Source organism: Streptomyces rugosispiralis (genome assembly GCF_024505145.1).
GTDB lineage: Bacteria > Actinomycetota > Actinomycetes > Streptomycetales > Streptomycetaceae > Streptomyces > Streptomyces rugosispiralis.
On sequence record NZ_JANIAA010000036.1, the window covers coordinates 60,252 to 85,895 of the forward strand.

The window sequence follows — 25,644 nt, forward strand, 5'->3', positions numbered from 1 at the left end:
CTAGCTGTTGGCCGGTCGTGCGGCAGCGGGCCTCGCCGCGGAGCCGGCCGCGCCGTCGGGCTGCTCGCCCCGCGCCGCGCCGCCCGCCCCGGCGCCCCGCGCCGCCGCCTTGGCCCGGGCCTCCTCCGCGGCGCGCTCCACCTTCTCCGGCGCGACGAAGCGGTAGCCCACGTTCCGCACCGTGCCGATCAGGGACTCGTGCTCCGGGCCCAGCTTGGCGCGCAGCCGCCGGACGTGGACGTCCACGGTGCGGGTGCCGCCGAAGTAGTCGTAGCCCCAGACCTCCTGGAGCAGCTGCGCCCGGGTGAAGACCCGGCCGGGGTGCTGGGCGAGGTACTTCAGCAGCTCGAACTCCTTGAATGTGAGATCGAGCACACGCCCCTTGAGCTTGGCGCTGTAGGTGGCCTCGTCGACCGACAGATCGCCGTTGCGGATCTCCATCGGGCTGTCGTCGGTGGTGATCTGCTGACGGCCCATGGCCAGCCGCAGCCGGGCCTCGACCTCCGCCGGGCCCGCGGTGTCCAGCAGGACGTCGTCGACGCCCCAGTCGGCGGTGACGGCCGCGAGCCCGCCCTCGGTCACCACCAGGATCAGCGGACAGCCGGGGCCGGTGGACCGCAGCAGCTGGCACAGGCTGCGCACCTGCGGAAGATCGCGGCGGCCGTCGATCAGGATGACGTCGGCGCCCGGGGTGTCCACCAGGGCGGGACCCTCGGCGGGGGCCACCCGCACGCTGTGCAGTAGCAGGCCGAGGGCGGGGAGCACCTCCGTCGAGGGCTGGAGTGCGTTGGTCAGCAGCAGGAGGGAACTCATCGTCCATCACCTGCCCCGGCCGTCTTCTCGAGGTTGTGCACGCTTCGCTCGCCCATTACGTCGGTTCCTCCTCGGTCCCTTGCGAGAGGGGCACCTCCCAGGCCGTGCCCGGGGGAGTCTGCGGCTACTACTTCGTACGGTCACGCTCCGCGCCCTTGGAGCGACGGTGCGCTCAAACGCGCACTCCCGCCCTGAAAGCACAAAAGGACCCGGGGGCTACGTTGCCCGGATCCTCTTCACGACAGAATAACCCACATGACATGCGCCGGAGAGGCTCAATCTGCTCCCCGTTGTCCTTCCGCGGTCACCACGGGAGGGCAACGGGCCATGCTGCTGACCGATGACGGGGTCTCGATCGAGGCGCGCTACGAACCTTCCCCGGGGGTCGGCACCGAACCCTCCGGCCAGCTCGCGCTGGTGGTCGGACACGGCTTCTCCGGCGCCCTGGAGCGCCCCGCGCTGCGACGGGTGGCATCGGCGTTTCACCAGCGTACGGCCGTGATCACATTCTCGTTCCGGGGTCATGGGCGGTCCGGCGGACGGTCCACGGTCGGCGATCGCGAGGTGCTGGACCTGGCCGCGGCGGTGCGCTGGGCGCGCCGGCTCGGACATCGGCGGGTGGCCACGGTCGGCTTCTCGATGGGCGGCTCGGTGGTGATCCGGCAGGCGGCGCTCTACGGGAAGGCCGATGCAATCCAGCCGTTGCAAGACGTACATCAGGGGGAGCGCACAGGGCGCGCGGCGGGGCGCACGGACGGTGTGCTCGGGTTCCCCGGGGAGGTGCTCGGGTCCCCCGGGGAGGTGCTCGGGTCCCCCGGGGAGGTGACCGACGCCCTCGCCGGGCCGGTCGACGGCGCCGCGCCCGATGCCGTCGTCGCCGTGAGCTCACCGGCCCGCTGGTACTACCGGGGCACCGCGCCCATGCGGCGGCTCCACTGGGCGATCACCCGGCCGACGGGGCGGCTGGTCTCCCGCTACGGGCTGCGCACCCGGATCGACCCGCGCGGCTGGGCCGTCGATCCGCTGTCCCCGGTGGCCGCGGCGCCGCTGATCGCGCCGACGCCGCTGCTGATCGTGCACGGCGACCGGGACCCGTACTTCCCGCTGGACCATCCCCGGATGCTGGCGTCGGCGGCGGACCCGTCCACCTCGGAGCTGTGGATCGAGCCGGGCTACGGCCACGCCGAGACCGCCGCCTCCGCCGATCTGCTGGCCCGCATCGCCGACTGGGCCGCGGCCCACGCCTGAGCCCGTCCCCGAACGGTCGCCCATTCGGGTTCCGCCACCGGCCATTCGGGTTCCGCCCCGGCCATTCGGTTTCCGCCCCGGCTATTCGGGTTCCGCCACCGGCTCCGCGAACTGGGACGCGTACAGCCGCGCATACGCACCCCCGGCCGCGAGCAGCGCGTCGTGCGAGCCCTGCTCCACGATCCGCCCCGACTCCATCACCAGGATCACGTCCGCGTCCCGGATGGTCGACAGCCGGTGGGCGATCACGAAGCTCGTACGGCCGCTGCGCAGCGAGGCCATCGCCCGCTGGATGAGGACCTCGGTACGGGTGTCGACCGAGCTGGTGGCCTCGTCCAGCACCAGGATCGACGGCTCGGAGAGGAACGCCCTGGCGATCGTGATCAGCTGCTTCTCACCGGCGCTGACGTTGGAGCCCTCTTCGTCGATCACCGTGTCGTAGCCGTCCGGCAGCATCCTTACGAAGCGGTCCACATAGGTGGCCTTCGCCGCCGCCACGATCCGCTCGGAGCTCGCCCCCTCCGCGCCGTACGCGATGTTCTCGGCGATCGTCCCCCCGAACAGCCAGGTGTCCTGGAGCACCATCCCGATATGGGAGCGCAGTTCCTCCCGTGACATCGCGGCGATGTCCACCCCGTCCAGCGTGATCCGCCCGCCGCTGACCTCGTAGAACCGCATCAGCAGATTGACCAGCGTGGTCTTCCCGGCGCCGGTCGGGCCGACGATGGCCACGGTCTGGCCCGGCCGCACCGACAGCGAAAGACCCTCGATGAGCGGCGTGTCCGGCTGGTAGCGGAAGGAGACCTCCTCGAACGCGACCTGCCCGCGCACCTCCTCCGGCCGCCGCGCGTCCACCGGCTCCACGCTCTGCTCGGGCGCGTCCAGCAACTCGAAGACCCGCTCGGCCGAGGCCACGCCCGACTGCACCATGTTGGCCATGGACGCCACCTGGGTGAGCGGCTGGCTGAACTGCCGGGAGTACTGGACGAACGCCTGGACATCGCCGATCGACAGCGCGCCGGAGGCCACCCGGAGCCCGCCGACCACGGCCACCAGCACATAGTTGAGGTTGCCGATGAACATCATCGAGGGCTGGATCAGACCGGAGATGAACTGGGCCCGGAAGCCGGCCGCGTAGAGCTTGTCGTTCTGCTCCCGGAAGGCCTGCGCGGACTCCTTCTCCCGCCCGAAGACCTTCACCAGCGCATGGCCGGTGTACATCTCCTCGATATGGGCGTTGAGCTTGCCCGTGGTCTTCCACTGCTGCACGAACTGCGGCTGGGCGCGCTTGCCGACGCGCGTGGTCACCCACACCGAGACCGGGACGGTGATCAGCGCCACCAGCGCCAGCAGCGGCGAGATCCAGAACATCATCGACAGCACGCCCACGATCGTCAGCAGCGAGGCCATGATCTGGCTGAGGGTCTGCTGGAGCGTCTGCTGGATGTTGTCGATGTCGTTGGTGGCGCGGGAGAGCACCTCGCCGCGCGACTGCTTGTCGAAGTACGCCAGCGGCAGCCGCGCCAGCTTGTGCTCCACGTCCTCGCGCAGCCGGAAGACCGCGCGCTGGACGACGACGGTCGCCACCCGCGCCTGGATCAGGCCCAGGAGCGCGGCGGCCGCGTACAGCGCCGTGACCCACAGCAGTACGACGCCGACCGCGTGGAAGTCGATGCCCTGGCCGGGGGTGACGTCCATCGAGGCGACCATGTCGGCGACCGTGCCCTGGTCCTTGTCGCGCAGCCACTGGACGGCCTGCTCCTTGCTGACGCCGTCGGGCAGCTGCCGTCCGACGATGCCCGCGAAGATCAGGTCGGTGGCCTGGCCGAGGATCTTCGGGCCCACCACCGAAAGGCCGATGCTGACCGTGGCCAGCGCGAGCACCAGCAGCACGATCCCGCGCTCGGGGCGGAGCCGGGCCAGCAGCCGGCGGCTGGAGCCGCTGAAGTCCATGGACCGCTCGGTGGGCTGGCCGCCCATGAAGCGGCCGGGCCCGGCGGCGGGCGCCGGACCCCTGCGGGGCGCCGTGGGGCCGCTCATGCCGCCTCCTCCTCGGTGAGCTGGGAGAGCACGATCTCGCGGTAGGTCTCGTTGCCGGCCATCAGCTCGGCGTGGGTGCCGGCGCCGACGATCCGCCCCGCGTCGAGGACCACGATCAGATCGGCGCCGCGGATGGTGGACACCCGCTGGGCGACGATGACGACCGTCGCGTTGTCCGTCTCGTCCGCGAGCGCCGCCCGCAGCCGGGCGTCGGTGGCGTAGTCGAGCGCGGAGAAGGAGTCGTCGAAGAGGTAGACGGACGGCCTGCGGACCAGGGCTCGGGCGATCGCCAGCCGCTGCCGCTGACCGCCGGACACATTGGTCCCGCCCTGGGCGATCGGGGCGTCCAGGCCACCCTCCATGGCCGCCACGAACTCCCGTGCCTGGGCGGTCTCCAGGGCCCGCCACAGCTCCTCGTCGGTGGCGTCGGGGTCGCCGTACCGCAGGTTTGAGGCGACGGTGCCGGAGAAGAGGTACGGCTTCTGCGGGACCAGCCCTATGGCCCGGGTCATCACCTCGGGGTCGAGGTCGCGCACATCCACGCCGTCGAGGTGGACGCTGCCGTCGGTCGCGTCGAACAACCGCGGCACCAGCCCGAGCAGGGTCGACTTGCCGCTGCCGGTGGAGCCGATGACGGCGGTGGTCCGGCCGGGCCGGGCGGTCAGCGAGACGTCGCGCAGCACGGGCTCGTCGGCGCCGGGGTAGCGGAACTCCACGCCCCGCAGCTCCAGCAGCCCCCGTCCGGCGTCGGCGGGCGCGGGCGCGACGGGCATCAGCGGCGGTACGACACTGGTCCCGGTGTCCAGCACCTCCTGGACGCGCTCGGCGCACACCTCGGCCCTCGGCACCATCATGAACATGAAGGTGGCCATCATCACGGACGACAGAATCTGCATCAGATAGCTGAGGAACGCGGTCAGAGCGCCGACCTGCATCCCGCCGCTGTCGATGCGGTGCCCGCCGAACCAGACGACGGCCACGCTGGAGACGTTCACCACCAGCATCACGGCCGGGAACATCAGCGACATCAGCCGCCCGGCGCGCAGCGAGACATCCATCAGCCCGGTGTTGGCGGTGGTGAAGCGATCGCGCTCATGGGTGTCGCGGACGAAGGCGCGGATGACCCGGATCCCGGTGATCTGCTCGCGCAGCACCCGGTTGACGGTGTCGATGCGCTGCTGGACGTCGCGGAACAGCGGCCGCATCCGGCGGGCGATGAGCGTGACCACGAGGCCCAGGGCCGGAACGATGAGCAGGAGCAGCCCGGACAGCGGCACGTCCTCGTTGAGCGCCATGACCACGCCGCCGACACACATGATCGGCGCCGAGACCATCAGCGTGAAGGCCATCAGGCACAGCATCTGCACCTGCTGGACGTCGTTGGTGGTGCGGGTGATCAGGGACGGCGCGCCGAAGTGGCCCATCTCCCGGGCGGAGAAGGACTGCACCCGGTCGAAGACGGCGGCGCGCACATCGCGGCCGAGCGCCATGGCGGTGCGGGCGCCGAAGTAGACGGCTCCCGCGGCGCACACGATCTGGACGAGGGTGACGGCGATCATCAGCCCGCCGACACGGAGGATGTAGCCGGTGTCGCCCTTCACCACTCCGCTGTCGATGATGTCCGCGTTCAGCGCGGGCAGGTAGAGGGTGGCGAGGGTCTGCACAAGCTGCAATAAGACGATCAGCGTGATCGTTCGGGTATAGGGCCTCAGATACGCCCGTATCAGTCGTACCAGCACACGGAAACCTTAAGTGACGCTCGTCCCGAACCGGCCGTATTTTCGACGAACCGCGTGTGGTCCCGGGCGCGGCCCCGCACCCGTCATCATGGAGGCGGCAGATGACGGGAAAGGGATCGCGATGGCGATGATGAGCACGCCCGCCGGGACCATCCGGTACTGGGCCGCGGCCCGCGCCGCGGCCGGTACCGCGGAGGAGCCGTACACCGCGTGGACACTGGCGGAGGCGCTCGACGCGGCCCGGCAGCGGCACACCGCGCGGCCGGAGTTCGCGCGGGTCCTACTGCGCTGTTCGTTCCTGGTCGACGGAGCCCCGGCCGGCACCCGTGACCACAAGACGATCCAACTCGCCGAGGGCGGCACGGTCGAGGTGCTCCCGCCGTTCGCAGGAGGGTGAACCCCGAGCTCATGAGCAACCAGCCGCACCAGCCCAACGAGCCGCACCAGCCCCACGAGCCCCACCAGCAGCAGGGCCAGCAGCCGCAGGGCCAGCAGCCGCAGCAGCCGTATCCCCCGTACGGGTCGTACGAGACTCCTTACGGAGGGTACGACCAGAGCGGGCAGCCTTACGGCGGCCATGGCGGCCCCGGTGGCCATGGCGGCCCCGGTGGCAACGGCACTCACGGCGGCAATGGCGCTTACGGCGGCAATGGCGCTTACGGCGGCAATGGCCAGGGTGCCCAGCAGCCGGCCGACTGGCAGGGGTACGCGGGGTATCCGCAGCAGCAGGGGTACGCCCAGGCCCAGCCGTCGCAGTACCAACACCCGCAGCAGCAATACCAGCAGCAGTACCAGCAGCAGCCGTACGCGGATCCCTACGCCGCCGCCCAGCAGGGCCGGCACGGGCAGCAAGGCCAGCAAGGCCAGCACGGGCAGCAGCCGTACCAGGGGCACCAAGGCCAGCAGCCGCACCAGGGCCACCAGGGCCAGTACGCCCAGGGCTGGGATCAGCAGCAGCATCCGTACCACCAGCCCGCCGCCCCGTCCCAGCCGCGCCCCCAGCCCCCGTCCCAGGCACAGGCCCCCTCCCACCCCCAGGCCCCGGCTCAGGCGCAGGCTCAGGCACAGGCCGCGACCGCCGAGCCGCCCGCCCCGCAGCCCGACCGGCCGCTCACCGCCGCCGAGAAGGCGAAGGCCGAGGGCCGTCCGCAGATCGTCCACCCGGGGTTCGTCCCCGCCGCCCTGACCTCCGTGCTGGCCGCCCTGCTCGCGGCCACCGCGCCGCTGGGCCGCCCGGCCGTCGCCGTCGCCGTGGTGGCGCTTCAGGCGGTCACGGCGGCGGGCTGGTTCCGGCTGAACGGCATGTGGCCCGCCCGGCAGGGCATCGCGCTCGCCTTCGCGGGCGGTCTGGCCGCCGACATCGGCCTGCTCGCCACCGAGCCGTCACACGCCCCGACGGTCGTCATCGGCGCCATCGGCGTCTGGCTGTTGCTGGTGCTGATCCTCCAGCTGCGCAGCCACGCCTCCCCGGACGAGCGGCTGTACGGCCTTACGGCCGCCGTGGCGGCCACGGCCCTCGCCGTGCTCGCGGCCGGTCATCTGGCCGCCGTCGCCGAGTCCTCGGACGCCGTGGTGGTGGGGGCGGCCGCCGTCGCCGTGGCCGTGCTCGTCCGGGCGCTGCCGCTGCCGACCGCCGCCGCCGTCGTGGTCGCGCTGGCGGCCGCCACGGGCGCCGGGGTAGGGGCCGGGCAGCTCACCGGGACGGGCACGTCCACCGCCGCCCTGCTCGGGTTCGCGGCCGGGGCGTGCGCGCTGATCGGCCACCGGGTCGCCAGCTACGACTACCCCTCGCGCTTCGTCCATATGACGGCCGGCGTGGCGCTGCCGCTCGCGGCCGCGGCCCCCGTGGTCTATGTGATCGGCCGCGCCCTGGGCTGACTCCCCGGCTCCCGCTCACCCGCTCCGGATAGGCTCGCAGTCTCAGGCGCGAGGGCCTGAGCGAGAGCCTGGGGGACCCACGCACATGCGCGCACTACGCATCACACTGATCGTCGTCGTGATACTCGGCGGCCTCTTCGTGGCCGCCGACCGCATCGCGGTGTACATGGCCGAGTCCAAGGCGGCCGACAAGATCAAGAGTTCTCAGGGTCTGACCACCACGCCCAATGTCTCGATCAAGGGCTTCCCGTTCCTGACCCAGGTCGTGGGCAAGGAGCTGGACGAGGTCGACGTCGGCGTGGACGGGCTGACGACGGACGCGGGCGACGGCCGCAGCGTCCGGGTCACCGAGCTCGACGCCCAGCTGCACAACGTCCGCATCTCGGGCAACTTCTCGTCGGCCAGCGCCGACCACGCCACCGGCTCGGCCCACATCAGCTACGCCGACCTGTCACAGGCCGCCGGTCCGGGGATCACGGTCGGCTACGACCCGTCGGGCACCAACAAGGTCAAGATCACCGGCAGTCTGCTGGGCCTCAGCCTCTCCGCCCACTCCCAGGTCACCATCGTGAACGGCAACACCATCCGGCTGCACGCCGAGTCCATACCGGGCGGCAGCATCCCCCAGTGGGAGGACAAGGTGCGCGAGAAGGCCGACATGGAGCGGAAGATCGAGGGCCTGCCCACCGGCATGCGGCTGGAAAAGGTGGAGACCTCAAAGGACGGCATAGACGTCTCGGTCGCGGGTAATAACGTCCAGCTGACGGGCTGACGCGATCAGTACCAGGGGCGTCCGATCACGCCTCTGGTCCATTCACTGAGACGATCATGTCCGCACCCATGGACGCTCCCGCCCGGCGTGGCCCCCTCCGACCACGCCGTCCGGCCGTTCAAGGTTCTCTCATCTCACTCTCCGGACGATAACGTCTCATCATGCGACATGCCGGTGACATGCCCGCCTGTCCGTCCCTACGATCGGACCCATGAAGCGACAGGCGGATCTCACGAAGCGGCGGGCAGTCGACCTGTGCCGCGTCGCCGCCATGCTCTGTCGCCACGTCTGAATGGGACGTGGTCCGCACACGCCACGGACCGGCCCCCTCTTCGGCCCGTCACGCCGGGCCTTCCCGCACCTTCGCTCGTACGCTCGCCGCACGCTCGCGACGCGGCGCCGCGTCGCGAGCGTGCCCGTACCGCCGCAACTGCCCCGGAGGAGAGAAACATGAGCCGCAGTGACGTCCTGGTGGACGCCGACTGGGTCCAGGCCCGTATCGACGACCCCAAGACGGTCATCGTCGAGGTGGACGAGGACACCTCGGCCTACGACAAGAACCACATCAAGAACGCCATCCGGATCGACTGGAAGCAGGACCTCCAGGACCCGGTGCGCCGTGACTTCGTCGACCAGGCCGGCTTCGAGAAGCTCCTGTCGGAGAAGGGCATCGGCAACGACGACACGGTCGTCCTCTACGGCGGCAACAACAACTGGTTCGCGGCGTACGCCTACTGGTACTTCAAGCTCTACGGCCACCAGGACGTCAAGCTGCTCGACGGCGGCCGCAAGAAGTGGGAGCTGGACTCCCGCGACCTGGTCGCCGAGGTGCCGACCCGCGCGCAGACCGAGTACCGGGCCAAGCCGCAGGACACCGCCATCCGCGCCTTCCGCGACGAGGTCGTGGACGCCATCGGCTCACTGAACCTGGTCGACGTGCGCTCCCCCGACGAGTTCTCCGGCAAGCTGCTCGCCCCGGCCCACCTCCCGCAGGAGCAGTCGCAGCGTCCGGGCCACGTCCCGAGCGCCCGCAACATCCCGTGGTCGAAGTCGGCCAACGACGACGGCACCTTCAGGTCCGACGACGAGCTCAAGGAGATCTACGAGGGCGCGGGCGTGGATCTGTCGAAGGACACCATCGCCTACTGCCGCATCGGTGAGCGCTCCGCTCACACCTGGTTCGTCCTGCACGAGCTCCTGGGCCAGACCAACGTCAAGAACTACGACGGCTCCTGGACCGAGTACGGCTCGCTGGTCGGCGTGCCGGTCGAGCTCGGCTCCGACAGCTGACCCCTCTCCCCCGAACGTAAGGACAGACATCCATGTGTGGAGCCAAGGCCGGCGGCCCCGACGCCTCGACGATCAAGCCCGGTGAGACCACGATCCAGGGTTCGGTGACCCGCGACGGCGAGCCCGTCGCCGGGTACGTCCGGCTGCTGGACAGCACCGGCGAGTTCACCGCCGAGGTCCCCACCTCCGCGACCGGACAGTTCCGTTTCTACGCCGCGGAGGGCACATGGACGCTGCGTGCCCTGGTTCCCGGCGGCACCGCGGACCGCACCGTCGTCGCCCAGAAGGGCGGGCTGGCGGAGGTCGCCATCGCCGTCTGACGCGCCACGGCGCGTCGTGACTCACGGCCGGAGGGCCGCACCCCGGGGTTGGACGCCTCGGCGGGGTGCGGCCCTCCGTCTGTCGGTGCGGCGGTCCCGGACGTACGCTGGACATATGTACGCGCGACGCCGCCACGCATACTTCTTCCTGATGGGCGCGTGTCTGACGCTCTTCATCTCGGCGTGGGCCTTTGTGCGCCTGTGGTCCGTGCCCGCCGCGGTCGCGATGTGCATCGTCGCCATGGTGATCCCGCCCCTGGCGGCGATCGTCGCCAATCGCCGCGGCCCGGACGACCGGTGGTGGGACGAATCGGGGGACGAGGAGTCCGACCGGTGGTGGCGGGAGCTGGACGAGCACAACCACCGCCATTGACCGACATTGACCGGGAACAGCCCGCCGCGGGCGTCACGACCGCCCGGACGCCCCCTCGCACACGGGCTGATACCCGGGCTGACACCCGGGCTAATACACGAGCGCCTGGACGCCATCCGGCATGATCTCGCTCACGAAGACCTGAGCGCCCGCGATCCGGGCACCTTCGATCAGATCCTTCTCCTCGATCTCCCGGCGCGCGGCGCACTGCGTGCACACCGTGATCGCCCCGCCGCCCGTAAGGATGCCGTCGATCAGATCCGGAAGCGGCGCGGCATGCGGAAGCTCGAACTCCGCGGCCCGGCCCGGCAGCGCGAACCACGTCGCCTCCCCGGTCAGCCAGAGCGAGACCTCGACCCCGCTCGCCGCGGCCACCGCCGCCACCGTGAACGCCTGGGAACAGCGCTCGGGAGCGTCCGCGCCCGCCGTCACCTTGACCACCAGCTTCTTCGCCATGCGTCAACCATAGGCTCGGCACCCGGGGCCCGGCGCCGCACGGCCACCTGTCTCCACCGGCCGTCCCGGCGGCGACTAGACTCGGTGCCGTCCGTCATCTGTTCCGAGGAGCGCGCTCGTGCTTGAGGCAGTCTTCACCACCCTGATGATCCTGGTCGCCGTGGCCACGCTCGGCTTCGCCGCGCTGACCTGGAAGAAGCTGTACCAGGGCCAGCGCTGAATCACTCCCGCCCCGCCACCACGGCTCGACTCTCGACAGATCGCCTGAATTCATGATCCAGATTCCGTCCGACCTCCACCCGGACCTCGTGCCGCTCGCCTTCCTCCTGGGCAACTGGGAAGGGGCCGGCGTCTCGGACTTCCCCGGCGCCGAGAAGTGCAACTTCGGCCAGGAAGCCACCTTCACGCACGACGGCCGTGACTTCATCGAGTACGTCTCGCACACCTGGGTGCTGGACTCCGAGGGCAAGAAGGTCCGCCCCCTGGAGACCGAGTCCGGCTACTGGCGGATCGACAAGGACCGTAAGGTCGAGGTCGTGATGAGCCGCGACCAGGGCATCATCGAGGTCTGGTACGGCGAGCTCGCGGAGGGCAAGCCGCAGATCGACCTGGCGACGGACGCGGTGGCCCGCACCGCCCACGCGGCCCCGTACTCGGGCGGCAAGCGGCTGTACGGCTACGTCAACAGCGATCTGATGTGGGTCGGCGAGAAGGCCACCCCCGAGGTCGAGCTGCGCCCTTACATGTCCGCGCATCTGAAGAAGGTCGTGGACCCCCGGGAGTGGGCCAAGGACCTCAAGGACCTGCCGGACGACGGGATCGCCTTCTTCCGCTGAGCTCCCCCGGCTCGCGCCTTCCGCTCTCCGCTCTCCGTTCCCTGCTCTCCGCTCTCCGTTCCTGCTCTCCGCTCTCCGCCGAGGCGGGCTCTTCCGTGCCGCGTCCGGTTCTGCCCCTGTGCGTCCGGCCGGGCACCGCGGGCCCGCCTACACTTGCACCGTGGCGACCACCGACTGGAAGAGCGATCTGCGGGAGCGCGGCTACCGTCTGACCCCGCAGCGCCAGCTCGTGCTCGAAGCCGTCGATCATCTGGAGCACGCCACTCCGGACGAGATCCTGACCGAGGTGCGCCGCACCGCGAGCGGCGTCAACATCTCCACGGTCTATCGCACGCTGGAGCTGCTGGAGGAGCTGGGCCTGGTCAGCCATGCCCACCTCGGCCACGGCGCCCCCACGTACCACCTGGCCGACCGGCACCATCACATCCATATGGTGTGCCGGGACTGCACGGATGTGATCGAGGCCGATGTCTCCGTGACCGACGCCTTCACCCGGCAGCTCCGGGCGGACTTCGGCTTCGACACCGATCTGAAGCACTTCGCGATCTTCGGCCGGTGTGCCTCCTGCTCCGCCCGGCAGCGCGGTGGAGAGGCCGGTGGAGACCCCGGACGGCTCGATGGGGACGACGCCGAAACCCGCTCCGGTGAGGGCCGAGCCCGCAGGTCGTAGGCTGAGTTCATGAAGAGCCCTTTGCTGTCGCTGCCCGGCGCCGTCCCCGGCGAGGGCCCCGACGAAGGCGTCGCCGCCCACTACGGCGACCTGTTCCGCGAGCAGCGCACGCTCGCCGACGGCACCGGCTTCGTGGACCTCTCGCACCGCGGCGTGGTCACGGTCAGCGGTGCCGACCGGCTCAGCTGGCTGCATCTGCTGCTCACCCAGCACGTCAGCGACCTCCCGCCGGGCCAGGCCACCGAAGCCCTGATCCTCTCCACCCACGGCCACATCGAACACGCGCTCTATCTCGTCGACGACGGCGAGACCACCTGGGCCCATGTGGAGCCCGACAGCCAGGGCGAGCTGATCGCCTACCTGGAGAGCATGAAGTTCTTCTACCGGGTGGACATCGCGGACCGCACCGAGGACTACGCGGTCGTCCACCTCCCGGCGGGCAGCATCACCGACGCCCCCGAGGACGCCGTCGTCCGCGAGACCCCGCACGGCCGGGACCTCTTCCTGCCGCGTGAGCGCCTTACCGCCTTCGCCGAGACGAGCGGCCCGCCGATCGGGGTGCTGGCGTACGAGGCGCTGCGGGTCGAGGCCCACCGGCCGCGGGTCGGCCTGGAGACCGACCACCGCACCATCCCGCATGAGCTGGGGTGGATCGGCTCGGCCGTCCATCTCCAGAAGGGCTGCTACCGCGGTCAGGAGACCGTCGCCCGGGTGCAGAACCTGGGGAAGCCACCGCGCCGGCTGGTCTTCCTCCACCTCGACGGCAGCGAGGTGGCACTGCCGTCCCACGGCGCGCCCATACGGCTTGCCTCGGAGGGCGAGGAGGGCCGCCAACTGGGCTTCATCACCTCCTCGGCCCGCCATCACGAACTGGGGCCGATCGCGCTGGCGCTGGTCAAGCGCAATGTGCCGGTGGACGCGGAGCTGATCGCGGACTCCACGGCCGCCGCACAGGAGACGGTCGTGGAGCCGTGAACCCGCTGCCGGTCCACCGGGCCCCGCGGTTCGGCTAGACCTCGACGAGCACCGTGAACGGGCCGTCGTTCGTGAGCGAGACCTTCATGGCCGCTCCGAACCGGCCCGTTTCCACGTGTGCGCCCAGCTTCCGCAGCTGGGCCACCACCTCGTCGACGAGCGGTTCGGCGACCCCGCCGGGCGCCGCCGCGTTCCAGGTGGGACGGCGCCCCTTACGGGCGTCGCCGTAGAGCGTGAACTGGCTGATGACCAGCAGCGGAGCGTCCAGGTCCGAACAGGACTTCTCGTCGTGGAGCATCCTTACGGACCACAGCTTGCGGGCCAGTTGGGCCGCCTTCTCCGGGGTGTCGTCATGCGTCACCCCGACCAGTACGCACAGCCCCTGGCCGACGATCTCGCCGACCGTCTCGCCGTCCACGACGACGCTCGCCCCGTCCACTCTCTGTACCACAGCACGCATGGCGACCATCATGCCGTGCGTCCATCCGGGGCCGATCGGGTGGAGAGCCGCTGCACAGGGAGCATCACTGGTGGCACGATGCGTGCAGGCGGTGCAGGCGGGCAGGAACTGCGGGAACGACGCATCGCTGGAGGGGACGGACACCAATGACCACATCGGGCACCGGCCAGCCCATGGCCACCGAGGGCCTGCTGCCGCCGCGGCCGCCGAGCCAGCGCGGCGGGCGGCTGGCGGACTCCGCCGCCGTGACGGCGCCGACCGTGACGTCCGCGGCCGCGAGCGGTCTGGACGCTCTGCGGCTGCCGGAGCTGCGGGCACTGCGCCGCTCGGCACAGCGTGAGGAAGCGGATCTCAGCTATCTGCGCAGACTGCTCCAGGGGCGGATCGACATCCTCCGCGCCGAGCTGGGCCACCGCCGTGACCCGGCGCCCGCGGCGGCCGCGGCCCAGCCGCCCGCCGCGCTGGTGGACCGGCTGCCGGAGATCCTCGCGGATCTCCCCTCACGGCACCGCTCCTCGGCCCGGCATGTCACGCTCGGCACGCCGCAGGACGCGGAGTACGAGCGGCTGGCCGAGGAGATGCTGGCCGAGGTGGGCCTGTCCGATCTGCGGGCCCGTACGGACGAGGAGCTGCACGGGGCGATGGCCCGCCTCGTCGGCCATGAGCAGCAGGTGTCGCGGCGGCGGCAGGAGCTGCAGCGCACGGCGGACGGCTGCAGCGCGGAGATCGCCCGCCGGTACCGCGAGGGAGAGGCGCAGGTGGACGACCTGCTGGCGTAGGCGGCGACGGGCCGCCGGGGGCTGCCCGCGGGGGGTGCTCGGGACACGGTTCGCGAGACGCTCGGGGCACGTTCGCGAGGTGCTCGGGACGCTGGTTCGCGGGGTGCTCGCCGAGCTGTCCACAGGGTGCGGTGTGATGAAAAGACCTGGTCCGAGGGGTGTGGAAATCGGCGTGCGGCCGGTGGCGGCGGGCGCTTAGCGTGTGCGCATGGCCCTCGAACTCCGCACCCCACTCGCCGATTCCGACCTCGTCAACTGGACCGTCGCGCTCAACACCGGCTTTCTGCGCCCGCCGGAGGCGCCGAAGGAGGAGGTGGAGCTGCGGCGGGAGCAGATCGACCTGTCCCGTACGCAGGGCGTCTTCGACGGGGACCGCTGCGTGGCCACCTTCCGCAGCTTCGCGCAGCGGCTGACGGCGGTCGGCGGGGCGGATGTCCCGGCCGACGCGATCAGCAATGTCGCGGTGTCGGCCACCCACCGCCGCCGGGGCCTGCTCAGCCGGATGATGGAGCACGATCTGCGTGCCGCCAAGGAGCGGGGCGAGGCGGTGGCCACCCTGATCGCGGCCGAGTATCCGATCTACGGGCGGTACGGCTTCGGCCCGGCCACCTGGATCACCGAATGGCAGGTGGACGTCCCCCGCGCGGGCCTCGACCCGCGCCACTCGGCTCCGGTGGACGGCGGCCGGGTCGACTTCGCCGACGCCGACGAGGTGCGGAAGCTGGGCCCCGCCCTGCATGAGCGGCTGCGCGCCCGGCAGCATGGCGTCATCGACCGCCCGGACCACTGGTGGCGGATCAACACCGGTCAGCGGCGGTACCCCAACCGCCCCTGGACCGAGCCGTTCTATGTCCTCTACCGCTCCCCCGACGGCTCGGTGGACGGGCTGCTCGCCTATACGGCGGACGACCGCTGGGAGGGCAACAAACGACCGCACAACACCGCCACCGTGCTCGAGCTGACCACGGTCACCCCGGCCGCCGAGCGGGCGCTGTGGCACTTCCTGCTCTCGGCCGACTGGGTGACCCGGGTCAACACCGGCCGACGCGCACCCGACGATCTGCTTCCGCTGCTGCTCGGCGACCCCCGCGCGGCCCAGGTCACCATGTATGCCGACTGGCTGTGGCTGCGCCCGCTGGATGTGCCCCAGCTGCTGGAGACGCGTACGTACCCGGCCGAGGGCTCGCTGGTGCTTGAGCTGCGCGACGCCGCCGGGCTGGCCGGGGGCCGCTACTTCCTGGAGGCGGGCCCCGACGGCGCGGCGTGTGCGACCACGGGCCGTCCGGCCGATCTGACCATGGACATCGGCGAGTTGGGCACCCTGTGGCTGGGCGACGAGTCGGCGGTCCGGCTCGCCTCGCTGGGCCGGATAGCCGAGGAGCGCCCGGGCGCCGCGGCGCTGGCGGACCGGCTGCTGCGGACCCCGCGCCGCCCCTGGTGCCCCGATAGCTTCTGAGGCGCCCGGCGCTCAGCAGCTGGACTTGAGCAGTCGGCGCGCTCCCGCACCCTGCTCGCCCAGCCGGTCGTAGGGGTTCGCCAGCGCGCACTTGTCGATCGACAGACAGCCGCAGCCGATGCAGTCGGTGAGGTGGTCGCGGAGGTTCTCCAGCTGTTCGATGCGCTCATTGAGGTCCGCGTGCCAGCACTCCGAGATCCGGGCCCAGTCCTCCTTGGTGAGGACATGGTCCTCGGGGAAGAGCCCGAGGACCTCCCGGATCCTCGCCAGCGGGATGCCGACGCGCTGCGAGGAGCGGACGAAGGCCACGCGGCGGAGGGTGTCGCGGGTGTAGCGGCGCTGATTGCCGGAGGTGCGGCGGCTGTGGATCAGCCCCTCGCGCTCATAGAAGCGCAGCGCGGAGGCGGGCACCCCGCTGCGCTGCGCCAGATCGCCGACCGTGAGCTCATGGGTCTTCCAGGTCAGTTGCGTCATAGTGCCGAGGGTAGCTTGACTTCAACCTTTGTTTAAGTCCGAGGCTCGTCCCATGACGACAGACACCGCCGTCCTGACGGCGACCACCACGCCCGTATCCGCCACCGACACCGACTCCCCCATCCGGCTCGCCATCATCATCGGCAGCACCCGCGAGGGCCGCTTCGGGCCGAAGGTCGCGGACTGGTTCGCCGGTCATGCGACGCTCCGCTCCGATATGGCCGTCGATGTCGTGGACCTGGCCGAGACCCCGCTGCCCACCGACCTCACCCACCGGCCCGGCCCCGAGGACGTCGCGGCCCTGGAGGCCGTGACGCCCAGGCTGGACGCGGCCGACGCGTTCGCCGTGGTCACGCCCGAGTACAACCACAGCTACCCCGCCTCCCTGAAGAACGCGATCGACTGGCACTTCACCCAGTGGCAGGCCAAACCGGTCGGCTTCGTCTCCTACGGCGGTATCTCCGGGGGCCTGCGCGCGGTCGAGCATCTGCGGCCGGTCTTCGCCGAGGTCCACGCCGTGACCGTCCGGGACACGGTCAGCTTCCACAACGCCGGCGGGCTGTTCGGGGAGGACGGCCGACTGAAGGACCCCGAGGGTCCGGACACCGCCGCCGGGGCGATGCTCGACCAGCTCACCTGGTGGGCGCGGGCCCTGCGCACGGCCCGCACCACCCACCCGTACGGCGGCTGATCCACCCGGCGGCGCCGACCCCCGTCGACGGCGCCGCCGGAAACGCGGCCCCCTACGACGAGTTCGTCTTCGGCCTGGAGCGGATCCTCGACGGTGTGGAGGCGCTGATCAGCGGGCGTAGCTGACCGCCCGGGGCCTCGCGCTCCGCACGCCCTCGGGACTCCGTCGGTCCACCGGACTGGCCAGATTCTTGTACATCCTGGCCATCCGGCCACTCGTCGGCCCCGGGGCCGGTTTCCGAACATGGTGGGCATGAATGTGCTGTGGATATTCGCCCACCCCGAACAGCGTTCCCTCAGCGGGGCGTTGCGCGACGAGGGGCTGCGCGCCCTGCGCGAGGCGGGCCATGAGTACCGGCTGTCCGACCTCTACGCGATGCGCTGGAACCCCGTGGTGGACGGCGCCGACTTCCGGCATGACGCGGACGAACGCCTCATCGTCGGGGCCGCCTCGCGGCGCGCCTATGACGCGGGGACGCTCGGCGCGGACATCCGCGCCGAGCAGGAGAAGATCGCCTGGGCCGATACGCTCGTCGTGCAGTTCCCGCTGTGGTGGTACGGCATGCCCGCCATCCTCAAGGGCTGGTTCGACCGCGTCTTCGTCAAGGGCTTCGCGTACGGGGTCATCGGGCCGGACGGCCGCACCCTGCGCTACGGGGACGGCAAGCTGGCCGGTAAGCGCGCCATGGTGGTCCTGACCGCCGGGGCGCCCGAGGCCACCATGGGCCCGCGCGGTGTCAACGGTGAGCTCGGCGATCTGCTGTTCCCGCTGCACCACGGCACCTTCTGGTACAGCGGGATGTCCGTGCTGCCGCCGTATGTGGTGTACGGCGCGGACCGGGTCCCGGCCGAGGTGTACGAGACCCATGCCGCCGAGCTGCGGAAGCGGCTGGCCGCCCTGCCGACCGAGGAGCCGATCCCGTTCCGCCGTCAGAACGGCGGGGACTACGACGAGCGCCTGGTGCTCCGCCCCGACCTCCTGCCGGGCCGCACCGGCCTCTCCGTGCACTACGCACAACCCCGCACCCCGGCCGCCGAAGACGCCCAGGGCACGCAGAGCAACCAGGGCACAAAGGGCCCACAGGGCACGCGGGCCGCCGTGAACGGCTAGGAGGGCGGCCACAGCTCCAGCCGCCAGTCGTTGCACCGCGTCATCGTCCCCACCGGATACTCGAATTCACACTCGCCGAGCAGTGTGAACCCGGCCTTGCGGCACACCCCGTTCGACGCGGGATGGCCGATGGACGGATACGCGTGCAGATACCGATGGGTTCGTTGCGCCGCGGCCGCCCGGGCCACCTCCCCCGCGGCCGCGGCCGCGATCCCCCGCCCCTGGAACGGCGGCAGCACGCCCCAGCCGGTCTCGTACACCGACTCACCCCGCCACTCCCGCTCCCAGTACCCGATGCTGCCGACCGTCTCGTCCCCCTCGTCCCCCTCCGGCAGCACGATCCGGTACATCCGCCCGGCGCCCGGCCCGGTCAGCTCGGCGTACCGCCGGTGGCGGACCAGGAGTTGCTCCTCGCTCTCCGGTCCGCCCAGGTGGCCCGTCATCTCCGGGCTGTTGACGCGGCGCAGCAGCTCAAGGCAGAGCGCGCTGTCCTCCCACGGCTCGAGCCGCATCCGCGCCCCGCTCGCCCCACCGGACATGCGCCACCTCCCGCCGTCGGCGCACCCTGCGCCCGCCTTCCGTTCATTCGACCACGGGGGTACGACAACGGCCTCGCGCCCAGGTCACGGCCCGGCCCGGCGTCAGTCCGCCACCGGCGCCAGCAGCGCCATGTCGTCCTCGTCCAGGGCGATCCGCGCCGCCGCCATGTTCTCCTCGAGGTGGGCGAGTGAGCTGGTGCCGGGGATCTGGACGATCACGGGCGAGCGGGCGAGGCCCCAGGCGAGGGCGATCTGATGCGCGGTCGCGCCGTGCCGCTCCGCGACCGTCCGCAGGTTCTCGCTCTCCAGGTCGGTGTGGCCGCCGCCCAGCGCGAAGAACGGCACATAGGCGATCCCGGCCGCGGCGCACTCGTCCACCAGCGCCCCGTCGGCCTGGTCGAGCACCCCGAACCGGTTCTGCACCGCCGCCACGGGCGCGATCGCGCGGGCCTCGGCGAGCTGCTCGGCGCTCACATTGCTCACCCCGAGCTCCCGCACCAGCCCCTCCTCCCGCAGTGCGGCCAGCGCGCCGAACCGCTCCCCGATCGGCACCCCGCCCACCGCCTTCAGCCGCCCCACCCGCAGGTACACCAGGTCGAGCGCGTCCACGCCCAACTGCCGCAGGTTCTCCTCCACCAGCCCCCGCAGCTGCTCCGGCCGCGCCTCCGCGTACATCTCCCCGGTCGCGGTGCGCAACGGCCCGATCTTGGTGGCGATGGTGAGGTGCCCGGGGTACGGGTGCAGGGCCTCGCGCAGGATGTCGTTGGCCCGCTCGGTGGCCGAGAAGTAGAAGGCCGCGGTGTCGATATGACGGGCGCCCAGCTCCACGGCGCGCCGCGCGACCGCCACGGCCGTCGCCCGCTCGACGACGGGACCGCTCCACCGCCCCGGCAGCTGCATGGCCCCGAAGCCCAGCCGATCAACCGGTGACGATGGGTACGACGATGCGAACAAGGATGAGAAAGGTGAGGTCATGGGGCAGCATGCGCATGTTTTCGCCCCGACCACAAGATCAACCCGGCTCGACAAGATCAGCCCAACCCAACGGGACCGGACCGGCCCGACAAGATCAGCCCAGCCCGACCGGATCAGCTCAGCACGACAGGACCGGACCGGCCCCACAAGACCAGCCCAGCACGACAAGACCAGCTCAGCCCGCCGCCGACCGCTCCAGCAGCAGCGCCCGCTCCCGGGCGTTACGGGTCAGGGCCGCCGCACGCGCGAACTCCGCGCGGGCCTCCTCATGCCGCCCCAGCCGCTCCAGCAGATCCCCGCGGACGCTCGGCAGCAGGTGGTAGCCCTTGAGGGCCGGTTCCTCCGCCAGCGCCTCGACCAGCTTCAGACCCGCCGCGGGCCCCTCCGCCATCGCGACGGCGACCGCCCGGTTGAGCTCCACCACCGGGGACGGGGTCAGCGCCATCAGCCGGCCGTAGAGGGCGGCGATGGCCGTCCAGTCGGTGTCCTCGTAGCGGATCGCCCGTGCGTGGCAGGCGGCGATGGCGGCCTGGAGGGAGTACGGGCCCTGGCCCGCCCGCTGCAGGGCCTCGACGCCCCGGCGGATGAGCAGGCGGTTCCACTTGGTGCGGTTCTGGTCGGCGAGCAGCACCGGCTCACCGCCGGGGCCGATACGGGCCCCGACCCGGGAGGACTGGAACTCCAGCAGCGAGACCAGTCCGTGCACTTCGGGCTCCCGGGGCAGCAGCCCCGCGAGCACCCGCGCCAGGCGCAGCGCGTCCTCGCACAGGGCCGGGCGCACCAGATCGTCACCCGTGGTCGCGGAGTAGCCCTCGTTGAAGACGAGGTAGATGACCTCCAGGACCGAGGAGAGCCGGGCGGTCCGGTCGTCGCCGTACGGCACCTCGAAGGGGACCTCGGCCTTGGCGAGGGTCCGCTTGGCCCGGACGATGCGCTGGGCGACGGTGGGCTCCGGGACCAGGAACGCGCGGGCGATCTCCTCCGTCGTCAGCCCGCCCAGCAGCCGCAGGGTGAGCGCGACCCGGGCCTGCGTGGCCAGCACGGGATGGCACGCCGTGAAGATCAGCCGCAGCAGATCGTCGTCGATGTCCTCGGCGGTCCCGGCGAGATCCGCCGGATCGGGCGGTGAGACGTCCTCCAGGGCCCGCCCGACCTCCGCCAGCTTGCGTGCGTAGGTCTCCTTACGGCGTACGAGATCGATCGCGCGGTGCTTGGCGGTGGCCATGAGCCAGGCGCCCGGATTGTCCGGCACACCCGACTCCGGCCACCGCTCCAGCGCGGTGACCAGGGCGTCCTGCGCGAGTTCCTCGGCCAGCCCGACGTCCCGCACGATGCGGGCGACGCCTGCGATGATTCGCGCGGACTCGATCCTGAAGACCGTTTCGACCGTTCCGGCGATGCCGGCTGTTTCGCCGCCCTGGGCGCTTTCAGCCGCTTTCGCCGCATCGGCCGGGTTTGCTGCCGTCACGGCCACCATGAGAGCAGCCGTAAGGGGACGGAGCAAGCGTTACCGGCTCAGGGCTCGACCACCTCGCGGACCTCGACGGTGATGGTCCAGAACTCCTCATGGACCCGCAGGAACCGCTTGGTCCACTCCAGGGCCTCGGCCTTGTCCTTGGCCTGGAGCAGGGCGTAGCCGCCGATGACCTCCTTGCTCTCGGTGAAGGGGCCGTCGGTGCAGCTGATCTTTCCGCCGGACCAGGTGACCCGGGTGCCGTCGGAGGTCGGGGTGAGCCCGGCCGTGTCCAGCATGACCCCGGCCTTGGTCATCTCCTCGATCAGCTCGCCCATCCGCTCCATGAGCTCGGGGCTGGGACCCTCGGCGGGGGCGTTCTGCTCATCGACGCGGATCATCGACAGATAGCGCGGCATGGTGACTCCTCATGCGGAACGAGATCGAGATTTCGGAACGGAGGCCGGGGGCTGACCCCGCCTCTCACCCCTGCGTCGAACGGGCACCGCCCGGATCGACAGATCTCACGAAATTTTTTGGCGAGGCCGGATCGGCGAGGTGCGCCGACAGGCCCACACCGACGGCCCCCGCATGACACACACCACTATTGCAAGCAAATGCTTGCAATAGTTAGCGCTCCTGTTGCAGCATCGAGGCATGGCATCACTCAACGTCGGCAACCTCGGCGAGTTCCTGCGTGAGCAGCGGCGCACCGCGCAGCTGTCGCTGCGGCAGCTGGCCGATGCGGCCGGGGTGTCCAATCCGTACCTCAGCCAGATCGAGCGCGGGCTGCGCAAGCCGAGCGCCGAGATCCTGCAGCAGCTGGCGAAGGCGCTGCGGATATCCGCCGAGACCCTGTACGTACAGGCGGGGATCCTCGACGAGCGGGACCGCGAAGAGACCGAGGTGCGCAGCGTGATACTCGCCGACCCCTCGATCAACGAGCGGCAGAAGCAGGTCCTGCTGCAGATCTACGAGTCCTTCCGCAAGGAGAACGGGCTCCAGACCGCCTCGGACGACGCCTCCGACACCCCCGACACCGGCGCCGACGTCGCCGCACCCTCGAACTGATCCGGGAGGACCATCACCATGGCCATCACCGACGACGTACGCAAGACCCTCACCGACCCGACCCCGCTGTACTTCATGGCGGGCACGGCCGACATCGCCGCCCAGAAGCTCAAGGAGGTGCCGTCGTTCGTCGAGAAGATCGTCGCCGAGGCCCCGGAGCGCCTGAACGCGGTGCGCAACACCGACCCCAAGGTCGTGCAGGAGCGGGTCTCCCAGCAGGCCAAGGGCGCCCAGGACAAGCTCACCGAGATGCTGGGCACCATCGACACCGACATCAAGCGGCTGCGCGACACCGCGCAGGAACTGGCCCTACAGGGTGTGGGCCGGGCCGCCGAGCTCGCCGTGAAGGCGCGGGAGCGGTACGACGAGGTGGCCGAGCACGGCCAGGAGGTCGTGCGGACCTGGCGCGGTGAGGCGGCCGACGAGGTCGTCGACATCGCCGACGCGATCGAGCCCAAGGGGGAGCGGGACGGCCACGCCACCCGGTCCAAGGCGCCGTCGCACTCGGTCGCCATGGACTCGTCCAAGGAGACCCCGAAGTCCCCGGCCAAGCCGGCCACTCCCGCCGCGTCGGGCGGCTCCGGCCACTCGGGCGGCTCCGGCCACTCGGGCGCTCAGCCGTCCGCGGCCTCCTCGGCCTCCCAGGCCAAGAAGGCCCCGGCCCGCGGCAACAAGCCCGCCACCGCCGCCAAGAAGCCGGAGCCGAAGTCGGCCGGCTGACGCGCACACCCACGACCGGGCCGGGTACGCCGGGTATACCCTGCGTGCCCGGCCCGGTGGGCGGGTACGGTGGCCCGCAGAGACGCTTCCCATACATATCTTCTAGGCGGTGGACGGCGTGCTGGTTGAAGGCTTCGGCAAGCTGATGTACTGGGTCTCCTGGGCCCTGCTCCTCTTCAGCCTCTTCGCCTTCGTCGACTCGGCGATCCGCCGGGAGGACGCGTATCGAGCGGCGGACAAGCAGACCAAGGCATTCTGGTTGATCATCCTCGGCCTCGCCGCCGCGGTGAACTTCTTCATGGGAATCCTGGACTTCCTGCCGATCATCGGGCTGATCGCGACGATCGTGTACATCGTCGACGTCCGGCCCGCGCTGCGGCAGGTCTCCGGCGGCGGCCGCCGCTGGCCGCGCGGCCGCGGCTCCAGCTCCGACGGCCCTTACGGGCCCTTCAACGGCCGATAGCGGGCACGAGCGGCCTCATCACGAACGATCGCAAACGGGCCGCGGCCGGTCAGCCGCGGTCCAGCAAGAGCACCGCCAGATCGTCGGTCAGCTCCCCGCCGTTCAGCGACCGCACCTCGGTGACGGTCGCGTCCAGCAGCTCCTCGCCGCGCCGTCCCTCCGCGACCTGGCGCGCCACGATCTCGACCATCCCCTCCTGGCCGAGCCGCTGCACCCCCTGCCCGACGCGGCCCTCGATCAGCCCGTCGGTGTACATCATCAGGCTCCACGCCCCGCCGAGCTCGACCTCGCGGCGCGGCCAGCGGGCGTTCGGCAGCAGGCCCAGCGCCGGGCCGTTCTCGTCGGTCGGCAGCAGCCGGGGCGCCATGCTCGGGCGGATCGCCAGCGGTGCGGGGTGCCCGGCCAGGCAGACCCCGGCCCGGCGGCCGTCCGGGGCGATATCGACGGTGCACAGTGTGGCGAAGATCTCATCGTCGGCGCGTTCGTTCTCCAGCACCTGCTGAAGGGTGCCGAGCAGCTGATCGCCGCAGAGCCCGGCGAAGGTCAGGGCGCGCCAGGCGATCCGCAGCTCCACGCCGAGGGCGGCCTCGTCCGGGCCGTGGCCGCAGACGTCGCCGATCATCGCGTGGACCGTGCCGTCCGGGGTGCGGACGGTGTCGTAGAAGTCGCCGCCGAGCAGGGCGCGGCTGCGGCCGGGCCGGTAGCGGGCGGCGAAGTGCAGCCCGGAGCCGTCCAGCAGCGGGGTGGGCAGCAGTCCGCGCTCCAGCCGGGCGTTCTCCTGGGCGCGCAGCCGTGACTCGGTGAGCTGGCGCTGGGCGAGGTCGGCACGTTTGCGCTCGACGGCGTAGCGGATGGCGCGGCTGAGGATCCGGCCATCCAGCTCGCCGCGGAAGAGGAAGTCCTGGGCGCCCACCCGCACCGCCTCGGCGGCGCGCTCGGCGTCGTCCTCGGCGGTGAGCACGAGGACGGCGTGCGAGGGCGCGAGCCTCAGCACATCGCGCAGCGTGGCCAGCGAGTCGACGCCGTCGTGGCACGGGCCCGGCAGGGCCAGGAGGATGCACTGCACCCCGTCGGTGAGCAGCCGGCTGGCCTCGGTGAGGTTGCGGGCCATACGGATGCGGACCCGGTTACCCTCGGTATCAAGCATTTCGGGAACGTTGAAGGCACCGGACGGATCGTCCTCGATCACCAGCAGGGTGAGCCCGTTGTCGGGCAGGGTGGCGGGACCGGCCGACTGGGCCGGTGCCTCCCGTTGCCTCGGCACGGGTACGGACATCGCTCGATTCCTTCCCTCCCCCCGAGGGCGCGCCCCGCCGACCGGTGGAGCGCTGTGGGATTCCGGGTACGCACACCGACTGGTCGGTTTCAGCGGCGTCAGGGCGCGGGTACCGGATACTGCCAGGCGACCTTAGCGCTAGGCGGCCGTTTCGCGGAATGGCCTCCAGGCACCGACTTTTGTCATATGCCGCACGTCATGCGGCACTTGGCGGCCCGGGAGACAATCCCGAGATGACGAACATCACGCTGGCGTTGGGCGATATCACCGAGCAGAGCGTCGACGCGGTCGTGAACGCGGCCAACTCCTCCCTGTTGGGAGGGGGTGGCGTCGACGGGGCCATCCATCGGCGGGGCGGTCCCGACATTCTGGATGAATGCCGCGATCTGCGCGCATCTCGCTACGGCAAGGGACTTCCGGCCGGTGAGGCGGTCGCCACCCCGGCCGGGCGACTGCCCGCCCGCTGGGTGATCCACACGGTCGGACCGGTCTTCTCCGCGACCGAGGACCGCTCGGCCACCCTCGCCTCCTGCTACCGCGCGTCGCTGCGGGTCGCCGACGAACTGGGCGCCCGTACGGTGGCCTTCCCGGCCGTCTCCACGGGCGTCTACCGCTGGCCGCTGGACGACGCGGCCCGCATCGCGCTCACCACCGTGCGCGATACGGACACTTCGGTCACCGAGGCCCGTTTCACCCTCTTCGACCAACGCGCGTACGACGCCTTCGAGACGGCCCTGAACGAGCTGCCGCCGGCCTGAGCCCTCGGC

Annotated in this window: 31 protein-coding genes; 20 read left to right on the top strand and 11 right to left on the bottom strand. The window is 71.2% G+C overall.

Annotation, left to right across the window (positions count from 1 at the left end; genetic code table 11):
- A complete protein-coding gene (locus NP777_RS36030) occupies window positions 1-813 on the bottom strand; it encodes a response regulator transcription factor (RefSeq protein ID WP_256654398.1) in 813 nt (270 codons plus the stop codon).
- A gap of 327 nt (window positions 814-1,140) precedes the next feature.
- On the opposite strand from NP777_RS36030, the gene NP777_RS36035 reads away from it, so the two are divergent.
- Window positions 1,141-2,061, top strand: coding sequence for an alpha/beta hydrolase (locus tag NP777_RS36035; RefSeq protein ID WP_256654399.1), 921 nt, complete (start codon window positions 1,141-1,143; stop codon window positions 2,059-2,061).
- Window positions 2,062-2,142: 81 nt separating this feature from the next.
- Here the strand turns inward: NP777_RS36035 and NP777_RS36040 are convergent, their stop codons facing one another.
- Both NP777_RS36040 and NP777_RS36045 read right to left on the bottom strand, forming a co-directional pair.
- Complete coding sequence (locus tag NP777_RS36040) at window positions 2,143-4,101, bottom strand: ABC transporter ATP-binding protein (protein WP_305890468.1); 1,959 nt, start codon at window positions 4,099-4,101, stop codon at window positions 2,143-2,145.
- On the bottom strand, window positions 4,098-5,840 hold the full coding sequence (locus NP777_RS36045; RefSeq protein WP_256654400.1) for an ABC transporter ATP-binding protein: 1,743 nt from the start codon (window positions 5,838-5,840) through the stop codon (window positions 4,098-4,100). Before NP777_RS36045 ends, NP777_RS36040 begins: the two co-directional genes overlap by 4 nt.
- A gap of 121 nt (window positions 5,841-5,961) precedes the next feature.
- Here NP777_RS36045 and NP777_RS36050 point away from each other — a divergent pair, with 121 nt between their 5' ends.
- The 7 genes from NP777_RS36050 to NP777_RS36075 all read left to right on the top strand — a co-directional run bounded on the left by NP777_RS36050 (window position 5,962) and on the right by NP777_RS36075 (window position 10,473).
- Entirely contained in the window at window positions 5,962-6,237 is a 276-nt protein-coding gene (locus tag NP777_RS36050) for a MoaD/ThiS family protein (protein WP_020869510.1), read from the top strand.
- A gap of 11 nt (window positions 6,238-6,248) precedes the next feature.
- A complete protein-coding gene (locus NP777_RS36055; RefSeq protein ID WP_256654401.1) occupies window positions 6,249-7,718 on the top strand; it encodes a hypothetical protein in 1,470 nt (489 codons plus the stop codon).
- Window positions 7,719-7,803: 85 nt separating this feature from the next.
- Window positions 7,804-8,490, top strand: a complete 687-nt coding sequence (locus NP777_RS36060) for an LmeA family phospholipid-binding protein (protein ID WP_256654402.1) — start codon at window positions 7,804-7,806, stop codon at window positions 8,488-8,490.
- A 211-nt stretch (window positions 8,491-8,701) separates the two neighbouring features.
- The gene (locus tag NP777_RS48660; RefSeq protein ID WP_359104787.1) at window positions 8,702-8,782 is read left to right on the top strand and encodes a putative leader peptide; all 81 of its coding nucleotides are present in this window, start codon (window positions 8,702-8,704) and stop codon (window positions 8,780-8,782) included.
- A 158-nt stretch (window positions 8,783-8,940) separates the two neighbouring features.
- A complete protein-coding gene (locus NP777_RS36065; protein WP_256654403.1) occupies window positions 8,941-9,780 on the top strand; it encodes a sulfurtransferase in 840 nt (279 codons plus the stop codon).
- 32 nt (window positions 9,781-9,812) lie between these two features.
- Complete coding sequence (locus NP777_RS36070; protein WP_020869513.1) at window positions 9,813-10,100, top strand: DUF1416 domain-containing protein; 288 nt, start codon at window positions 9,813-9,815, stop codon at window positions 10,098-10,100.
- Between the two features lie 115 nt (window positions 10,101-10,215).
- The gene (locus NP777_RS36075; protein ID WP_014053929.1) at window positions 10,216-10,473 is read left to right on the top strand and encodes a DUF3099 domain-containing protein; all 258 of its coding nucleotides are present in this window, start codon (window positions 10,216-10,218) and stop codon (window positions 10,471-10,473) included.
- Between the two features lie 90 nt (window positions 10,474-10,563).
- Here the strand turns inward: NP777_RS36075 and NP777_RS36080 are convergent, their stop codons facing one another.
- Window positions 10,564-10,929, bottom strand: a complete 366-nt coding sequence (locus NP777_RS36080; RefSeq protein ID WP_256654404.1) for a DsrE family protein — start codon at window positions 10,927-10,929, stop codon at window positions 10,564-10,566.
- A gap of 272 nt (window positions 10,930-11,201) precedes the next feature.
- Between NP777_RS36080 and NP777_RS36085 the strand changes: the two genes are divergently transcribed.
- The 3 genes from NP777_RS36085 (at window position 11,202) to ygfZ (ending at window position 13,410) form a co-directional block, all read left to right on the top strand.
- On the top strand, window positions 11,202-11,765 hold the full coding sequence (locus NP777_RS36085) for an FABP family protein (RefSeq protein ID WP_137978920.1): 564 nt from the start codon (window positions 11,202-11,204) through the stop codon (window positions 11,763-11,765).
- Between the two features lie 160 nt (window positions 11,766-11,925).
- A complete protein-coding gene (locus NP777_RS36090; protein WP_256654405.1) occupies window positions 11,926-12,435 on the top strand; it encodes a Fur family transcriptional regulator in 510 nt (169 codons plus the stop codon).
- A gap of 9 nt (window positions 12,436-12,444) precedes the next feature.
- Window positions 12,445-13,410 (top strand): CAF17-like 4Fe-4S cluster assembly/insertion protein YgfZ, encoded by a 966-nt coding sequence (gene ygfZ, locus NP777_RS36095; RefSeq protein WP_256654406.1) that lies wholly within the window; start codon window positions 12,445-12,447, stop codon window positions 13,408-13,410.
- A 34-nt stretch (window positions 13,411-13,444) separates the two neighbouring features.
- On the opposite strand, the gene dtd is transcribed toward ygfZ, so the two are convergent.
- Window positions 13,445-13,870 (bottom strand): D-aminoacyl-tRNA deacylase, encoded by a 426-nt coding sequence (gene dtd, locus NP777_RS36100; RefSeq protein WP_137978918.1) that lies wholly within the window; start codon window positions 13,868-13,870, stop codon window positions 13,445-13,447.
- A 146-nt stretch (window positions 13,871-14,016) separates the two neighbouring features.
- On the opposite strand from dtd, the gene NP777_RS36105 reads away from it, so the two are divergent.
- Window positions 14,017-14,649, top strand: a complete 633-nt coding sequence (locus tag NP777_RS36105) for an RsiG family protein (protein WP_256654407.1) — start codon at window positions 14,017-14,019, stop codon at window positions 14,647-14,649.
- Between the two features lie 208 nt (window positions 14,650-14,857).
- Complete coding sequence (locus tag NP777_RS36110) at window positions 14,858-16,105, top strand: GNAT family N-acetyltransferase (protein WP_256654408.1); 1,248 nt, start codon at window positions 14,858-14,860, stop codon at window positions 16,103-16,105.
- Between the two features lie 12 nt (window positions 16,106-16,117).
- On the opposite strand, the gene soxR is transcribed toward NP777_RS36110, so the two are convergent.
- Entirely contained in the window at window positions 16,118-16,579 is a 462-nt protein-coding gene (gene soxR / locus NP777_RS36115; protein ID WP_256654409.1) for a redox-sensitive transcriptional activator SoxR, read from the bottom strand.
- Between the two features lie 52 nt (window positions 16,580-16,631).
- On the opposite strand from soxR, the gene NP777_RS36120 reads away from it, so the two are divergent.
- From NP777_RS36120 to NP777_RS36130, 3 genes are all read left to right on the top strand, one after another.
- Entirely contained in the window at window positions 16,632-17,270 is a 639-nt protein-coding gene (locus tag NP777_RS36120) for an NADPH-dependent FMN reductase (RefSeq protein WP_256654410.1), read from the top strand.
- On the top strand, window positions 17,219-17,395 hold the full coding sequence (locus NP777_RS36125) for a hypothetical protein (RefSeq protein WP_256654411.1): 177 nt from the start codon (window positions 17,219-17,221) through the stop codon (window positions 17,393-17,395). Before NP777_RS36120 ends, NP777_RS36125 begins: the two co-directional genes overlap by 52 nt.
- A gap of 127 nt (window positions 17,396-17,522) precedes the next feature.
- Window positions 17,523-18,380: an NAD(P)H-dependent oxidoreductase gene (locus NP777_RS36130; RefSeq protein ID WP_256654412.1), complete on the top strand. Its 858-nt coding sequence runs from the start codon at window positions 17,523-17,525 to the stop codon at window positions 18,378-18,380.
- Here NP777_RS36130 and NP777_RS36135 read toward each other — a convergent pair.
- The 4 genes from NP777_RS36135 to NP777_RS36150 all read right to left on the bottom strand — a co-directional run bounded on the left by NP777_RS36135 (window position 18,377) and on the right by NP777_RS36150 (window position 21,766).
- On the bottom strand, window positions 18,377-18,919 hold the full coding sequence (locus tag NP777_RS36135; RefSeq protein ID WP_256654413.1) for a GNAT family N-acetyltransferase: 543 nt from the start codon (window positions 18,917-18,919) through the stop codon (window positions 18,377-18,379). The genes NP777_RS36130 and NP777_RS36135 overlap by 4 nt on opposite strands.
- 102 nt (window positions 18,920-19,021) lie before the next feature.
- Window positions 19,022-19,894 carry an oxidoreductase gene (locus tag NP777_RS36140; protein WP_256654414.1) on the bottom strand — a complete coding sequence of 291 codons (873 nt, stop codon included), beginning with the start codon at window positions 19,892-19,894 and terminating at the stop codon, window positions 19,022-19,024.
- 175 nt (window positions 19,895-20,069) lie between these two features.
- Window positions 20,070-21,362, bottom strand: a complete 1,293-nt coding sequence (locus NP777_RS36145) for an RNA polymerase sigma factor (protein ID WP_391858641.1) — start codon at window positions 21,360-21,362, stop codon at window positions 20,070-20,072.
- Between the two features lie 47 nt (window positions 21,363-21,409).
- A complete protein-coding gene (locus NP777_RS36150; RefSeq protein ID WP_191068298.1) occupies window positions 21,410-21,766 on the bottom strand; it encodes a YciI family protein in 357 nt (118 codons plus the stop codon).
- 238 nt (window positions 21,767-22,004) lie between these two features.
- Here NP777_RS36150 and NP777_RS36155 point away from each other — a divergent pair, with 238 nt between their 5' ends.
- The 3 genes from NP777_RS36155 to NP777_RS36165 all read left to right on the top strand — a co-directional run bounded on the left by NP777_RS36155 (window position 22,005) and on the right by NP777_RS36165 (window position 23,601).
- The gene (locus NP777_RS36155) at window positions 22,005-22,418 is read left to right on the top strand and encodes a helix-turn-helix domain-containing protein (protein ID WP_256654415.1); all 414 of its coding nucleotides are present in this window, start codon (window positions 22,005-22,007) and stop codon (window positions 22,416-22,418) included.
- Between the two features lie 18 nt (window positions 22,419-22,436).
- Window positions 22,437-23,138: a hypothetical protein gene (locus tag NP777_RS36160; RefSeq protein WP_256654416.1), complete on the top strand. Its 702-nt coding sequence runs from the start codon at window positions 22,437-22,439 to the stop codon at window positions 23,136-23,138.
- Between the two features lie 118 nt (window positions 23,139-23,256).
- Complete coding sequence (locus NP777_RS36165; RefSeq protein ID WP_037955086.1) at window positions 23,257-23,601, top strand: DUF2516 family protein; 345 nt, start codon at window positions 23,257-23,259, stop codon at window positions 23,599-23,601.
- 49 nt (window positions 23,602-23,650) lie between these two features.
- Here the strand turns inward: NP777_RS36165 and NP777_RS36170 are convergent, their stop codons facing one another.
- On the bottom strand, window positions 23,651-24,877 hold the full coding sequence (locus NP777_RS36170; protein WP_256654417.1) for a PP2C family protein-serine/threonine phosphatase: 1,227 nt from the start codon (window positions 24,875-24,877) through the stop codon (window positions 23,651-23,653).
- Window positions 24,878-25,110: 233 nt separating this feature from the next.
- Between NP777_RS36170 and NP777_RS36175 the strand changes: the two genes are divergently transcribed.
- On the top strand, window positions 25,111-25,635 hold the full coding sequence (locus NP777_RS36175) for an O-acetyl-ADP-ribose deacetylase (RefSeq protein ID WP_256654418.1): 525 nt from the start codon (window positions 25,111-25,113) through the stop codon (window positions 25,633-25,635).
- Window positions 25,636-25,644 lie beyond the last annotated feature (9 nt).